A 15,194-nucleotide genomic window follows, 5' to 3' on the forward strand; every position below is an offset into this window, starting at 1 on the left:
ATTACGAATCCTAAGCCGACATCTACTTTAATTGATGCAATTCTGCAAGGTTCGCCCAAGGGGCGACGTCTATCCGATTCCGTGCCGAACGAGCAGTCTGTCGAAGAACTCAGCTACATGGCGCTGCGCTTCTGGACCGATCTTCGGTTTCCCGGCAAGGTCCACGTCACGGAATTCGTACCCCCCGAACCGATACACCTCGTAGCCCATCAACCGCAGATGCCGGTCTTCCATCGCCATCTCGGCATATAACTGGGCGTTCGCGATATAGCGCTTGGAGGCGCTTTGGTCTCTCACAGCATAGTGATGGCGCCCATCTATTTCGATGACGATGCGAACGCCATGTTCAAGCATGAGAAGAAAATCCATTCGCTGCCGTGCCAAAAATTTCTCATCGCCCCGCTCGCGGCGCGTGTATGGGTCGTAATGCAGGTAGACCTGCGGGATCAAAGCCGGTAGTTTTTCGCCGAGCGTTTTACTGAAACGTTCGTAATATCCATGGAAAAGCGCGTATTCGCCAGGCGAGTTAGTGCCGATGACCGACTGGCGCAAACGCCGGTACAACATCTTAGAGCCTTCCGTGTCATCAACGTGTTGAAGTTCGGCGTACCAGTCGCGGAGGTCGCTCCATAGCAGCATCCCCGAACTAGGAAGCGGTTGGTCGTAGACCAGCACCTTGTCCGCGTGCTTCGTGATTTCGACATCATTGTTCAGCGCGTCGCGAAAGACTAATTCTGGCTTATCACCGGTCGACGCAAAGATCAGGTTCTTCATCGTCCCGACGACGCCCGCCTGAGCTCGAGCGACACCATAAATTGGGTAATGCGACTCGACAGAAGTCTGCTTCAGCTCAAAGCCGTCTCGCTTCAAAGCATCGCTGATAGCGTCAGCCAGCTCTCCCTGCCCAACATCCCGACGAGTGATCGGATGGACGAGCTTTTCGAGCAAGGCAAAAAATCGAACTTGAGTACATTTCAATGCGCCGCACTGAATGAGCATCTCCTCATGGGACCAGTCGGAAGTGCATAGATAATGTTGCTCTATCTGTGCACAGAGGCTGGCGCCGTCCACCCAAGACCACTCGCCTTCGCGCAATACCTCGGCACCGAATATTTCCTCCAAGCAGTCGAGCACTGGAAGTCCACCGAACAGTGAATCGACCCGATTAAGAACCTTGAGCACGTCGCAGCGGACAATTTTGCTCACGCGATGCTGACCGTGTTCTGTCATTTCGGCGATAGCCTCAGCAAGACCTTCGCTCGGGTATTCGCGAAGCACCTTTCGCGCTAGTTCGATGAGTGCATTTTCGTTGAATTCGAGGATTCTCCGATTGATGTACAACTTTTTGCTGCTGAACGCTTCTGCTTCGTCTTCCGGGTTAATGGACGGCTGAATTCCCAGCCGCATGCACACGTGAGGAAGTTTGTAGGATTTGACATCGTATAGAACGTCTGTAATCAGTTGCCGTATCGTCTCGAGAGGAATAATTGGGAGCTTGATACTCGAACCAGCCATGAATGATTCCTCCATGTCTTGCGTTTACGCATTATCGCGTTCGGGCCACCGCAAAAGCATGCCTTGGTTTCTGCAACAATAATAGGCACGAGACAGCTAAGAGGCTGGCCACTATGTCGGCTTCCGAAGTCGCATACCGCGGAGGGCGGCACATGGCCTCACGTAGACGAACTTCGACCTAAGTGGAGTAATTGGATGGAAATCATCGTTGAGACTTATGTGCCCTCTGGCGAACCCTCGTCAGCAAGCTTGCGCGTAAGGCCGCTCCTTGGGCAGGGAGTAGACCCAAAACTCAAAGTCGAGTGCAGTCGGTCCATGCGGCAGCAGTATCCAGCCGGCTCGCTGTTCCGGCTCACCGTGAAACTGACGAACCGTGAAGGCACACTGTTTCTGTACGCTCACCATGCAGCGCCGTTCGAGCATGTGAGCCGCGAAGAAGCAAATAGATTCATTTCGACCATGTTCGGCACCTGAAAAGGCGAGGCACGAACCTAGACAAAACACAAACAAAAAAGCCCCGACATTTAAGGTCGGGGCTCGATATGTTTACTTCAGTACACCTGTTCCGCGCTTAAAACGGAATATCGTCATCCATCTCATCAAACCCGCCACCTGCCGGCGCGCTCGGACGGCTGGCACCACCGCCACCCGCATTACCGCCCCGCGAGGCACCGCCGCCGCTCACTGCGCGACCGCCGCCACCACCGCTACGCTCCGACGGCTCACTGCGGCTATAGCCGCCTTCATCGCCGCCACCCATCGAACCGCTGCGGCCGCCCAGCATCTGCATCTGTTCAGCGACGATTTCCGTCGAGTAACGGTCGGTGCCATCCTGCGCCTGCCACTTGCGCGTACGGATGCGCCCTTCGATATACACCGACGAGCCCTTCTTCAGATATTCGTTGACGATTTCAGCGAGGCGCCCGAAGAACGAAACGCGGTGCCATTCGGTGGCTTCCTTCATTTCGCCAGACGTCTTGTCTTTGTATCGATCCGTCGTCGCAAGGCGGATGTTCGCCACTGCGTCGCCGCTCGGAAGATAACGAACTTCCGGATCGGCTCCGAGGTTGCCGACGAGAATGACCTTGTTCACGGATGCCATGTGTTTCTCCTGTTGATTCCGTTTCAGGTGGTGCGGCAACGCGCGGTGCGCGTCTCAGGGCCAACGAGGCCAGGGACCGAACTGCGCCTCAGCCGGCCACCGGTGAGTGTTTACCAAGAAAACGCCGGGCCGCTCCCGGTTTTCTTGCCCCTTGATGTCTGACGCAAAGCGGCGGATCAAGGGGACTGTCAGGCTTTCTTGCGCGGCGGCGCTTTCATATTTGCCGCGATTATAAGCCAGCAAAATACCAGCCCGGAGCACGTGAAGAACACCGCACTTTGTCCGTCCACCTTCAGCAGCCAGCCGCCAATCACACCGCCCAGCGCGAGGCCGATTGACTGCGTGGTGTTGTAGACGCCGGTGGCCGCGCCCTTGCGCGAACCCGGCGCCAGTTTCGACACCAGCGAAGGCTGCGAGGCCTCGAGAATATTGAAGCCCAGAAAGTACACGAACAGTATCGCCGCCACAGACAGAATGGTATGGGGTGCGACGCCCAACAACAACTGTCCGATCAGGATAAGACCAATCGCACTCAGCAGCACGGCTTTCATCTTGCCGCGCGTCTCGGCCACGATGATGGCCGGGACCATCATCACGAAGGAGAGGCCCATCACCGGCAAATAGATTTTCCAGTGCGATGCGACCGGCAGGCCGCCCGCCTCCAGAATGCGCGGCACCACGAGGAATAGCGCCGTTTGCGTGGCATGCAGCACCAGCACGCCGAAGTTCAGACGCAGCAGTTCGACGTTGTGCAGCACTTCGGAAAACGGCGCGCGCACGTGTACGGGCTTGGGGGCATCGGGGACGATCCACAGCACCACGCCAATCGCCACAATCGAGAAAATGCCGACCAGCAGGAAGAGCCCGCTCATGCCCACCCACTGGAACACGATCGGCGCGCCGACAATCGCCACTGCGAACGACACGCCAATGCTGCCGCCCACCATCGCCATTGCCTTGGTGCGATGTTCTTCCGAGGTCAGGTCAGCGATGAATGCGAGCACCGCGGACGACACCGCGCCCATGCCCTGAATCACCCGCCCGACGATGATCCACGTCATGTCGTGCGCGCCGGCGGCGACGAAGCTGCCAATCGCGAAGATCAGCAGGCCGGTTGCAATCACCGGTTTGCGCCCCACCTTGTCTGATATCCAGCCGTAGAAGATATACAGCAGCGATTGCGTCGCGCCGTACGCCCCCAGCGCAATCCCCACCAGCAACACGTTGTCGCCGCCCGGGATCGTTTTCGCGTAGATCGAGAACACCGGCATGATCATGAACAGGCCGAGCATACGCAGCGCAAAGATGCTGGCGAGCGACACGGTCGCGCGCATTTCAGGCGCGCTCATGCGTGAAGAAGTGACGGTCGGATTGGACATCGGGAACGTGGTTTGAATGAACGAGACGGTACACCGTGGGGCGGTGGGCAGCGTGAGCCGCGCCCCTTTCCCCGACCCCGGGCCGCCTCGTTTCAGGTCGCTGCAAGTCCGGCGCGAAGCCGCTGCGAGGTCGCCGCGAGCCTGCCGCGCGCCCGTCGCGCCTTGTCAGGAAGCCGTAACAGCGGTCTTGAAAAGTCGTTATAGTAGCAGGTTTAGCCTCCCCTCTTTCCGCCAGGTCATGGCCAGTTAATCACCCGGTGATGGATCAACGCGTGGAACAAATCCGTATTCGTGGGGCTCGCACCCACAACCTGAAGAACGTCAGTCTCGATCTGCCGCGTCACAAACTCATCGTGATTACGGGCCTGTCGGGATCGGGCAAATCGTCGCTCGCTTTCGACACGCTCTACGCGGAAGGACAGCGTCGCTACGTCGAAAGTCTCTCTGCGTACGCGCGGCAATTCCTGCAATTGATGGAAAAGCCGGACGTCGACCTGATCGAGGGCTTGTCGCCGGCCATTTCCATCGAACAGAAGGCGACCTCGCACAACCCGCGTTCCACGGTCGGCACCGTCACCGAGATTCACGACTACCTGCGTCTGCTGTTCGCGCGGGTCGGCACGCCCTACTGTCCGGACCACGAAATTCCGCTGGAGGCGCAAAGCGTCTCGCAGATGGTGGACGCGGCGCTCGCCTTGCCCGAAGACACCAAGCTGATGATCCTCGCGCCCGTGGTGGCGAACCGCAAAGGCGAGCACGTCGAACTGTTCGAGGAAATGCAGGCGCAGGGCTTTATCCGCTTTCGCGTGCGTTCGGGCGGCGGCGCAGCAAATGAAGAGGTGGCGAAGATCTACGAAGTGGATTCGCTGCCCAAGCTGAAGAAGAACGACAAGCACACCATCGACGTGGTGGTGGATCGTCTGAAAGTGCGCGCCGATATGAAGCAGCGCCTGGCGGAATCGTTCGAAACCGCGTTGCGTCTCGCTGACGGCCGCGCTATCGCGCTCGAAATGGACACCGACAAGGAGCATCTGTTCAGCTCCAAATTCGCCTGCCCGATCTGCTCATACTCGCTGCAGGAACTCGAGCCGCGCCTCTTCTCGTTCAACAACCCGATGGGCGCGTGCCCGGAATGCGACGGCCTCGGCCAGATCACCTTCTTCGATCCGAAGCGGGTGGTCGCGCATCCGTCGCTCTCGCTTGCTGCGGGCGCGGTAAAGGGCTGGGACCGGCGCAACCAGTTCTACTTCCAGATGCTGCAGAGTCTCGCGGCGTTCTACGAGTTCGACATCGACACCGCCGTCGAAGACTTGCCGGAGAAGGTCCGCAAGATCCTGCTGTTCGGTTCGGGCAAGCAGGAGATTCCGTTCTCCTATATCAACGAACGCGGCCGCACGTCGGTGCGCGAGCACGTCTTCGAAGGGATCATCCCCAATCTGGAGCGCCGTTATCGCGAGACCGACTCGGTCGCGGTGCGCGAAGAACTCGCCAAGTACCAGAACAACCAGGCCTGCCCCGCCTGCGACGGCACCCGCCTGCGCCGCGAAGCGCGCTTCGTGCGCATCGGCGCTGACGGCGACGCGCGCGGCATCTTCGAAATCAGCGGCTGGCCGCTGCGTGACGCGCTCGGCTATTTCCAGACGCTGCGGCTGGAAGGCTCGAAGCGCGAGATCGCCGACAAGGTGGTGAAGGAAATCGTCGCGCGCCTGATGTTCCTGAATAACGTCGGGCTCGACTATCTGTCACTGGAACGCAGCGCGGAAACACTCTCCGGCGGCGAAGCGCAGCGCATCCGGCTGGCGTCGCAGATCGGCTCCGGTTTGACCGGCGTGATGTACGTGCTCGACGAGCCGTCCATCGGCTTGCATCAGCGCGACAACGACCGCCTCATTTCCACGCTGAAGCACCTGCGCGATCTCGGCAACTCGGTGATCGTGGTGGAGCACGACGAGGACATGATCCGCATGGCCGACTACGTGGTCGACATGGGACCGGGCGCGGGTGTGCACGGCGGCATGGTGATCGCCGAAGGCACGCCCGAGGAAGTGCAGGCGGACGCGGCCTCGATCACGGGGCAATACCTCTCTGGTGCGCGCAGCATCGAGTATCCGGATGAGCGCAAGGAGCCGGACGAACGGCGTCTGCGCATCGTCGAGGCGTATGGCAACAACCTGCGCCACGTCACGCTCGATCTGCCGGTGGGCCTCCTCACCTGCATTACGGGTGTGTCCGGTTCGGGCAAGTCCACGCTGATCAACGACACGTTGTATCACGCGGTCGCGCATCACCTGTACGGTTCGTCAGCGGAGCCGGCGCCGTACGAGTCGATCGAGGGCCTCGAGCATTTCGACAAGGTGATCAACGTCGATCAATCGCCGATCGGCCGCACGCCGCGTTCGAACCCGGCCACTTACACCGGCGTGTTCACGCCGATCCGCGAACTGTTCGCGGGCGTGCCGGCCGCCAAGGAGCGTGGCTACGATCCGGGCCGTTTCTCGTTCAACGTGAAGGGCGGCCGCTGCGAATCGTGTCAGGGCGACGGCGTGCTGAAAGTGGAAATGCACTTTCTGCCCGACGTCTACGTGCCGTGCGATGTTTGCCACGGCAAGCGCTACAACCGCGAAACGCTCGATGTGCAGTACAAGGGCAAAAATATCAGCGAAGTGCTGGAACTGACCGTCGAGGCCGCGCATGAGTTTTTCAAGCCCGTGCCAGTGGTGGCGCGCAAGCTGAAAACGCTGCTGGACGTGGGGCTTGGCTATATCCGTCTGGGTCAGTCGGCGACCACGCTCTCGGGTGGTGAAGCACAGCGGGTCAAACTTTCTCTGGAACTGAGCAAGCGCGACACGGGTCGCACTCTCTACATCCTCGACGAACCCACCACCGGTTTGCACTTCCACGACATCGCGCTGCTGCTCGAAGTGATTCACCGGCTGCGTGATCAGGGTAATACCGTGGTGATCATCGAGCATAATCTGGATGTAATCAAAACCGCGGACTGGCTGATCGACCTCGGCCCCGAAGGCGGCGCCGGCGGCGGTCAGATCATCGCGCAAGGCACGCCGGAGCAGGTGGCGAAGTCCAAGGCAAGTTTTACCGGCAAGTATCTGGCGCCGTTGCTCAAACGTGAGGCCGCTACCAAGTGACGTTGCAACCCTGGGTTGGAGAACGGAAATAAGCCATGACCAAGCGTAACGAGGCGCCCGATGAAGGGCAGGTGCAGGATCTGCGCCCACGCCAGGTCAGGCTGACGAGCGACATGAGCCTGCCCAAACTCTCCGCGGTCGAGATTGGCAGCTACCTGATGATGCTGCTCGGCATGTGGGCGGTGCTGAATCTGCGGCTGCTGGGCGCGCTGCTGGCCGGGCTACTGGTGTTTCAGTTGATCCAGATGCTCGCGCCGCGCATCGAGAAGCATATGTCGAGCGGGCGGGCGCGCTGGCTGTCGGTGGTGCTGCTGTCCATCGTGATCGTGGGGGTGCTGACGGGGCTCGTGATTGGCATCATCGATCACTTCGAAGGCGACGTGCCCGACGTGCAGAAGCTGCTCGACCAGGCCATGCAGTTGATCGACGAGGCGCGTGGCCGGATTCCGCAGTTCGTCGCCAACTATCTGCCCGTCGACACCGACCAGATGAAGGCGCGGGCCGCCGAATTGATGCAGACGCACGCCACCATGCTTCAGCAAGGCGGCAAGAACGTGGCGCGGGTGTTCACGCATGTGCTGATCGGCATGATCATCGGCGCGATCATCGCGGTGGGCGCGCAAAAGCACATGCAGCGCTTGCCGCTTTCCACCGCCTTCGTCACGCGGGTCACGCGCTTTGCCGATGCGTTCCGCCGCATCGTGTTCGCGCAGGTGAAGATTTCAGCCATCAACGCGACCTTCACCGGGCTGTTCCTGCTCGTGCTGCTGCCCATCTTCCACGACCGGCTGCCGCTCTCTAAGACGCTCGTGCTGGTGACGTTCATCGTCGGCTTGCTGCCGGTAATCGGCAACCTGATCTCCAACACCATCATCGTCGCCGTGGCGCTCTCGGTCAGCTTTCCGGCGGCGGTGATGTCGCTGGTGTTCCTGATCCTGATCCACAAGCTCGAATACTTCCTGAACGCGCGGATTGTCGGCGGACAGATCGAGGCGCGCGCGTGGGAACTGCTGGTCGCCATGCTCGTGATGGAGGCGGCGTTCGGCATTCCCGGCGTGATCGCCGCGCCGATTTTCTATGCGTATATCAAGCGGGAACTGATTTATTTGCGGCTGGTTTGATCGGCTGAGCCGTTCCCGAAGTCAATGTAAAAGGCCGCCAGTCACGATGACTGGCGTCCTTTGTCTTTGCTACTTGCCTTCTTTTACCGCGCGCCTTCCTGCCGTGCACACGGCTTAGGCTTTAGCTCAGCGGAACACCACCGTCTTGCTGCCGTTGAGCACGATACGATGCTCGACGTGCCAGCGCACCGCGCGCGCCAGCGTCACGCATTCCACGTCGCGACCAATCGCCGTCAGCTGATCCGGCGTCATGCTGTGATCCACTCGCTCCACTTCCTGCTCGATGATCGGACCTTCGTCCAGATCCGTGGTCACGTAGTGCGCGGTTGCGCCGATCAGCTTCACGCCGCGATCGAACGCCTGGTAGTACGGCTTCGCGCCCTTGAAGCTCGGCAGGAACGAGTGGTGAATGTTCATCGCGCGTCCAGCAAGACGCTCGCACAGCGCGGGCGAGAGAATCTGCATATAGCGCGCGAGCACCACCAGATCGGCCTGATGCTCGTCGATTACTTCCATCACGCGGGCTTCCTGTGCAGCCTTGGCGTCGGGCGCCGAGCCCACCAGCGGAAAGTGATGGAACGGAATGTCGTAGCTGGCCGCGAGCTGATAGAAGTCCTTGTGGTTCGAGATGATGGCCGTAATCTCGATGCCCAGTTGACCGGTGCGATAGCGGAACAGCAGGTCGTTCAGGCAATGACCGATCTTCGAGACCATGATGACCACGCGCGGCTTCACGTTCGCGTCGTGCAGTTCCCAGCGCATGCCAAACTGCTCGGCGAGCGTGCCAAACGAGGTGCGCAGCGCGTCGAGGCCCGGGTCGCCGCCCACCTGCTGGAAGTGCACGCGCATGAAGAACTCGCCGGTGTGGCTGTCGCCAAACTGGGCGGAGTCGAGAATGTTGCTGCCGAGTTCGAACAGGAAGCCCGATACCGCATGGACGATGCCGGGCCGGTCGGCGCACGACAGTTTGAGAATAAAGCTGTGATCGGTCGACATGACCTGGGTAACTCCCTTGTTCAATGCATGATTCGTTCAGTGTGCCGCATGTGGCTGTGCTGGCGTCGTGGCAGTGTCAGCGGCGTCAGCAGCATCAGCCGGCGGACGACGGCAGAAACAGCGCCTCGATCCCCGCGCAAGCCTCAGCGTCGATCCAGTTCCGCCGCAGCAGGCAGTCGAGCGTGGCGAGGCTGGCGTCCACGGTCAGCGCGCCCTCTTCGATCCAGCGCGCCACCTCGTCGATGCGCGCGAGGCGATGCTCGCCCACTTCGCCATCCTGGTTGCGCGGCGCGAAATCCGCCGGCAGCGCCAGGTCGTAGACGAAGAGCTGTTCGGCCTGAGTGCCCTCGGGCAGCGACTGCAGCACGAGGAACGTGCGCCCACGTGTGGCGCTGGCCGCGATCGGCTCGGGAATGCCGGCTTCTTCCCAGCATTCCTTGACGATGGTTTCCTCGATACCGAAGCCCCACCCTATGCCGCCCGCCACCACGTTATCCAGCATGCCCGGATCCGTGGCCTTGGTTTCGCTACGCCGGGCGATCCACAGTTGTGGCGCGCCATCTGCATATTCTACGACGCCGTTCAGATGCACCGCGTAGGTCATGGTGCCGAAGAAGCGCGACGCGGCACGTTCGATATAGGCAAGCGGCGGCGCATCGAACGCGTTGCGGATCGCATAGGTTTCGTCGCGCCAGCCCGGAATGCGCCCTTCCGCAGCCAACGCGCCAATCACGGCACCGAGCGCCGCGCTGCGCAGATCCACGCTGTCGAAGCGCGCAGACAACGTGACGCGGGTAGCGTCGATCTCGAAGACATCCGGCCAGCGGGCCAGCAGCGCGACATCCGCGGAACGGATCCAGCCAACCTGCTCAGCGTCGATCCAGAAGGGCCGGTGCGCGGCCGGATCGAAACGGCGTGCGGCGGTGATACAAGGCAAAGTCATGAATGCTCCAACGGCGTTCAGTCTGGCAAGGTGAGCCTGTGGTTCACCTTCACCTGGCGGGCATGCTCAGTGGCCCCCGAACTCGGTCACCGTGTACAGCGGCAAGCCCGCGCCACGCAGCAAGGCGGAGCCGCCCAGGTCGGGCAGGTCGATGATGGCCGCGCCCTCGATCACTTCGGCGCCCAGACGCTCCAGGAGTTTCTTGCCGGCCATCATGGTGCCGCCCGTCGCGATCAGATCGTCGACGATCACGATGCGGTCGCCCTTCGAGCAGGCGTCCGAATGAATCTCGACGGTGGCCGTGCCGTATTCGAGGTGATACGACTCCGACTCGGTCTTGTAGGGCAGCTTGCCCTGCTTGCGGATCGGAATGAAGCCGACGTTCAATTCATACGCCAGCACCGGCCCGATGATGAAGCCGCGCGCGTCGAGACCGGCCACGTAGTCGAGCTTCGCGTCGATGTAGCGCTGCACGAACAGGTCGATCAATACACGAAACGTCTTGGGATGCTGCAGCAGCGGTGTGATATCGCGAAACTGCACGCCGGCCTGCGGCCAGTCAGGCACGGTGCGAATCTGGCTTTTGACGAACGCCGCTGCATCGAGCGGGGCGCTCGCAAGCGCGTTGGACATGATGACTCCCGATGGACCCGGAAGGGCCCCGATAAAAGACTTAGCTTACGCGACGTTCACGCCCGCCCGCCGATGTCGCGACAGACGTTCCTCGCCGGCCGCGAGCGCTTCAGGCAAGCCGCGCAGCACGACGATGTCGCTCGCGCGCAGCTTGGTGGAGGGGTCGGGCTCGACGCCGCGAATGCCGTGGCGGCGAATCGCCGTGACTTCGACGCCCAGGTCGTACAGGCCGACCTCGGCGAGCGTGCGTCCCACGGCGTCCGAGTTCTCGTCGACCGGCACCGATTGTAGTCGCACCTGCTCGTGACTGTCGTCATCGCCCGCGTCGTCGGCGCCGTGAAAATAGCCGCGCAGCAGGCTGTAGCGCTCGTCACGCATCTCCTCGACCCGCCGCACCACGCGGCGCATCGGCACGCCCATCAGCACCAGCGTATGCGAGGCGAGCATCAGGCTGCCTTCCACGATCTCCGGAATCACCTCCGTGGCACCGGCGGCCAGCAGCTTTTCCAGATCGGCGTCGTCGACGGTACGCACGATCACCGGCAAGGTGGGTTCGAGTTCGTGAATGTTATGCAGCACGCGCAAGGCGGACGGCGTATTCGCATACGTGATGGCAACCGCAGCCGCACGGTGGATACCCGCCGCGAGCAGCGATTCACGCCGCCCGGCGTCGCCAAACACCACTGACTCGCCCGCCGCCGCAGCGGCCGCCACGCGGTCTGGGTCGAGGTCGAGCGCGACGTAGGAGAGCCCTTCGTGCTCCAGCATGCGCGCGAGGTTCTGCCCGGCCCGCCCGTAACCGCAGATGATGGTGTGACCGCTCTGCTTCAGGCTCTGCGTGGCGATGCGGGTCATCTGCAACGACTGCATCATCCATTCAGTGGACGACAGCCGCAGCACGATGCGATCCGCATTCTGGATCAGGAACGGTGCGGCCAGCATCGACAGCAACATGGCGGCGAGAATCGCCTGTAGCAGCGTGGCGTCCACCAGGTGCTTGTCGAGAATCAGGTTGAGCAGCACGAAGCCGAATTCACCGGCCTGCGCGAGACCGATACCGGTACGCATCGCCACCCCCGGCGAGGCGCCGAAGAGTCGCGCGAGCGCGGTAATCATCACCAGTTTCAGCAGCAAGGGGCCGAGCAGGAAGGCCAGCACGATGAACGGGTGCTTCCAGATCACGACCGGATTCAGCAGCATGCCGGTGGTGACGAAGAAGAGCCCCAGCAGCACGTCGCGAAACGGCTTGATGTCTTCTTCAACCTGATGCCGGTACGGCGTCTCCGCGATCAGCATGCCCGCGATGAAAGCGCCGAGCGCGAGCGAGAGACCGAATTTGTCCGTGATGAATGCGCAACCCAGCGTGACCAGCAGCAGGTTCAGGATGAACAGCTCCTGCGAGCGGCGCCGCGCCACCACGTTGAACCAGCGCGTCATGAAGCGCTGCCCGACGATCAGCAACAAGGATAAGGCCACGACGATCTTCACCGCCGCGAGGCCGAGCGCGGACACCAGGTCTTCCGAGCTGCCGCCCAGTGCGGCGATGATGATGAGCAGCGGCACCACGGCCAGATCCTGGAACAGCAGAACACCGAAGATATTCTTGCCGTGCTCGGATTCGATTTCGAGGCGCTCCGCGAGCATCTTGCTGACGATCGCCGTGGACGACATGGCCAGCGCGCCGCCCAATGCCACGCTGCCCTGCCAGGTGATATGCACCCAGCGCTCCAGCACGAAACCCAACGCCACGGCCACCGCGACCGTGCCGATCACCTGTAGCAGACCGAGTCCGAACACGAGACGGCGCATGGAGCGCAGCTTGGAAAGCGAAAACTCCAGCCCGATGGAGAACATCAGGAACACCACGCCGAACTCCGCCAGATTCTGGGCGCCCTGCGAATCCGGAATCAGCCCGAGCGCGTGCGGCCCGACGACGATACCCACGCTCAGATAGCCGAGCATGGGCGGCAGGTTCAGGAAACGGAAAATGACCACGCCTGCCACCGATGCCAGCAGCAGAAACAGCGTCATTTCGAGCGGGGAAATCATCGGAGAAAGCGCATCTAAAGCGTCCTGGTTCGGCAACGGGCCATCGCACGCAAACCGCCGTGCGACAAGGTCGAGGGGCCTATGAAGGCAGTGGCGGGGCACAGCGCGCCCAGCGCGGCGAACAAGCGCCTTTTGTTATACTTCCGCGCATGATAGCGAAAATCAATGGCGACCGGGCCCTCGCGCTCGCTCGCGACGTGCTCGACATCGAAGCGGACGCCGTGCGCGCGCTTCGCGATCAACTCGACGATGGTTTCGTCGAGGCGATCGACTTCATCCTGAGTTGCCGTGGGCGGGTGGTCGTCTCCGGCATCGGCAAATCCGGCCATGTGGCCCGCAAGGTGGCGGCGACGCTCGCCAGCACCGGCACACCGGCCTTCTTCGTGCATCCCGCTGAAGCCAGCCACGGCGACCTCGGCATGGTCACCGCGGAAGACGTCTTCATTGCGATGTCCAACTCCGGTGAATCCGATGAATTGATGGCCATTCTGCCGATCATCAAACGCCTCGGTTCGAAACTGATCGCCATCACCGGCAAGCCGGGTTCGAGCCTCGCCCAACTGGCCGACGTGCATCTGAATTCGGCGGTCGCGAAGGAAGCCTGCTCGCTGAATCTCGCGCCCACGGCCAGCACCACGGCCGCGCTCGCGCTCGGCGATGCGCTCGCCGTGGCGATTCTCGACGCCCGCGGTTTTGGTCCGGACGACTTCGCCCGCTCGCATCCCGGCGGCGCATTGGGCCGGCGGCTGCTCACCTACGTGCGCGACGTCATGCGCACCGGCGATCAGGTGCCGGTGGTGACGCCCGCTGCAACCGTGCGCGACGCGCTGTTCCAGCTCACCGCCAAGCGCATGGGTATGACAGCCATTGTGGACGATAACGGCCGCGTCAAAGGCATCTTCACGGATGGCGATCTGCGCCGCGTGCTCGAACGCGCCGGCGACTTCCGCGACCTGCCCATTTCTTCCGTGATGACGCCCGGTCCGCGCACCATTGGCCCGGACCAGCTGGCTGTCGAAGCAGTGGAACTGATGGAACGTCACCGCATCAATCAGATGCTGGTGGTGGACGACGCGGGCAAGCTGATCGGCGCGCTCAATATGCACGACCTCTTTTCCAAGAAGGTGATCTGATGGCTGCCGCGACTCTTACCGCAACCGAACGCGCCCGTCGCGTCAAACTGATGATTTTCGACGTGGACGGCGTGCTGACCGACGGCGGCCTCGTCTTCACCGCCGAGGGCGACACCATGAAGGTGTTCCACTCCATGGACGGTCACGGCGCGAAGCTGTTGCGCCAGGCTGGCATCGAGACGGCCATCATCACCGGGCGCAAGTCGGGCATCGTCGCCGTGCGCGCCAAGGAACTGAAGATCGCGCATCTGTATCAGGGCGTGGAGAACAAGCCTGACGCCTTCGCTGACCTGCTCAGGCAAACCGGCATGAAGCCCGAGGAATGCGGCTACATGGGCGACGACTGGGTGGACCTTGGCGTGATGCTGAAGGTCGGCTTCGCGGCGGCGCCGGCCAACTCGCATCCTGAAGTGATCGCGCGCGCCCATTGGGTGAGCGAGGCACGTGGCGGTCATGGCGCCGTGCGCGAAGTCTGCGATACCCTGCTGCGCGCCCAGAACAAGTACGACGAACTGCTGGCAGCGGCCTGCGCCGGTACGGAGCAGAAGGGTCTGGTGGGATGAACCAGTTCCGCCTGACTTCGCTGATCCCGCTCGTCGCGATGGCGGCGCTCGCCGGCATCACCTGGTGGCTGCTGCAGGCCACCATGCCGCCGCCGCACGAGGGCGAGGTGAAGCCGAAAGAACATACGCCCGACTACTTCGCCGACAATTTCTCGGTGTCCGAACTGGATCAGTCGGGCGCGACGCAGTATCGTCTGACGGCCACGCATCTGGTGCATTACGAAGACGACGAACTGAGCGACCTGGTCAAGCCGGCTATCCGCGCGTTCCAGCCGGGCAAGCCCATCGTCACGGCCACGGGCGACACCGGCACCGTGAATGGCGACGCCTCGATCGTCGATCTGTACCACAACGCGCGTATCCTGCGCGCGGCCGGCGACGGCGATCCGCAGATGCAGGCCGATTCGGAGCATTTTCGGGTGCTGGTCAACGACGATGTGATCGAGACCGAAAAGCCGGTTAAACTTCAGCGCGGCCTGTCTGTCATGACGGCCAGCGGCATGAACTACAACAATGTGACCCGGGTGATGCAACTGTTCGGCAACGTCCGTGGCGCGATCGCCGCGTCCGACGCCTCCGGCGCCTCCCCGAAGCAACCCGGGTAATCCAATTCA

The 15,194-nt window shown here is 61.9% G+C and carries 13 protein-coding genes; 6 read left to right on the forward strand and 7 right to left on the reverse strand.

Translation table 11 applies throughout. The features are described 5' to 3' along the window. Nucleotides 1–69: 69 nt before the first annotated feature. Nucleotides 70–1,515: a hypothetical protein gene (locus D0B32_RS12955; RefSeq protein ID WP_117334387.1), complete on the reverse strand. Its 1,446-nt coding sequence runs from the start codon at nucleotides 1,513–1,515 to the stop codon at nucleotides 70–72. A gap of 195 nt (nucleotides 1,516–1,710) precedes the next feature. Between D0B32_RS12955 and D0B32_RS32270 the strand changes: the two genes are divergently transcribed. After that, nucleotides 1,711–1,989, forward strand: coding sequence for a hypothetical protein (locus D0B32_RS32270; protein ID WP_147329522.1), 279 nt, complete (start codon nucleotides 1,711–1,713; stop codon nucleotides 1,987–1,989). 97 nt (nucleotides 1,990–2,086) lie between these two features. Here D0B32_RS32270 and D0B32_RS12960 read toward each other — a convergent pair whose 3' ends face one another. After that, nucleotides 2,087–2,617 carry a single-stranded DNA-binding protein gene (locus tag D0B32_RS12960; protein WP_117334388.1) on the reverse strand — a complete coding sequence of 177 codons (531 nt, stop codon included), beginning with the start codon at nucleotides 2,615–2,617 and terminating at the stop codon, nucleotides 2,087–2,089. Between the two features lie 188 nt (nucleotides 2,618–2,805). Next, entirely contained in the window at nucleotides 2,806–3,996 is a 1,191-nt protein-coding gene (locus D0B32_RS12965) for an MFS transporter (protein ID WP_181969799.1), read from the reverse strand. A gap of 272 nt (nucleotides 3,997–4,268) precedes the next feature. On the opposite strand from D0B32_RS12965, the gene uvrA reads away from it, so the two are divergent. Beyond that, nucleotides 4,269–7,142: an excinuclease ABC subunit UvrA gene (gene uvrA / locus D0B32_RS12970; RefSeq protein ID WP_117334836.1), complete on the forward strand. Its 2,874-nt coding sequence runs from the start codon at nucleotides 4,269–4,271 to the stop codon at nucleotides 7,140–7,142. 35 nt (nucleotides 7,143–7,177) lie between these two features. Beyond that, a complete protein-coding gene (locus D0B32_RS12975; protein ID WP_117334390.1) occupies nucleotides 7,178–8,263 on the forward strand; it encodes an AI-2E family transporter in 1,086 nt (361 codons plus the stop codon). Between the two features lie 126 nt (nucleotides 8,264–8,389). Here the strand turns inward: D0B32_RS12975 and purU are convergent, their stop codons facing one another. The 4 genes from purU to D0B32_RS12995 form a co-directional block, all read right to left on the reverse strand. After that, nucleotides 8,390–9,259 (reverse strand): formyltetrahydrofolate deformylase, encoded by an 870-nt coding sequence (gene purU, locus D0B32_RS12980; protein WP_117334391.1) that lies wholly within the window; start codon nucleotides 9,257–9,259, stop codon nucleotides 8,390–8,392. Between the two features lie 94 nt (nucleotides 9,260–9,353). After that, nucleotides 9,354–10,202 (reverse strand): DUF4743 domain-containing protein, encoded by an 849-nt coding sequence (locus D0B32_RS12985; protein WP_117334392.1) that lies wholly within the window; start codon nucleotides 10,200–10,202, stop codon nucleotides 9,354–9,356. Nucleotides 10,203–10,268: 66 nt separating this feature from the next. Continuing rightward, entirely contained in the window at nucleotides 10,269–10,835 is a 567-nt protein-coding gene (locus D0B32_RS12990; protein WP_117334393.1) for an adenine phosphoribosyltransferase, read from the reverse strand. Between the two features lie 45 nt (nucleotides 10,836–10,880). Then, nucleotides 10,881–12,884 carry a monovalent cation:proton antiporter family protein gene (locus D0B32_RS12995; RefSeq protein ID WP_117334394.1) on the reverse strand — a complete coding sequence of 668 codons (2,004 nt, stop codon included), beginning with the start codon at nucleotides 12,882–12,884 and terminating at the stop codon, nucleotides 10,881–10,883. A 149-nt stretch (nucleotides 12,885–13,033) separates the two neighbouring features. Here D0B32_RS12995 and kdsD point away from each other — a divergent pair, with 149 nt between their 5' ends. From kdsD to lptC, 3 genes are read left to right on the forward strand one after another with little or no spacing between them, the layout of a single operon-like run. After that, nucleotides 13,034–14,017 carry an arabinose 5-phosphate isomerase KdsD gene (kdsD, locus tag D0B32_RS13000; RefSeq protein WP_117334395.1) on the forward strand — a complete coding sequence of 328 codons (984 nt, stop codon included), beginning with the start codon at nucleotides 13,034–13,036 and terminating at the stop codon, nucleotides 14,015–14,017. After that, nucleotides 14,017–14,580, forward strand: coding sequence for an HAD family hydrolase (locus D0B32_RS13005; RefSeq protein ID WP_117334396.1), 564 nt, complete (start codon nucleotides 14,017–14,019; stop codon nucleotides 14,578–14,580). The genes kdsD and D0B32_RS13005 overlap by 1 nt, the downstream gene beginning before the upstream one ends. After that, complete coding sequence (gene lptC / locus D0B32_RS13010) at nucleotides 14,577–15,185, forward strand: LPS export ABC transporter periplasmic protein LptC (RefSeq protein ID WP_117334397.1); 609 nt, start codon at nucleotides 14,577–14,579, stop codon at nucleotides 15,183–15,185. Before D0B32_RS13005 ends, lptC begins: the two co-directional genes overlap by 4 nt. Nucleotides 15,186–15,194 lie beyond the last annotated feature (9 nt).

This window comes from Paraburkholderia sp. DHOC27, assembly GCF_003429005.1.
In the GTDB taxonomy this organism is placed as follows: Bacteria; Pseudomonadota; Gammaproteobacteria; order Burkholderiales; family Burkholderiaceae; genus Paraburkholderia.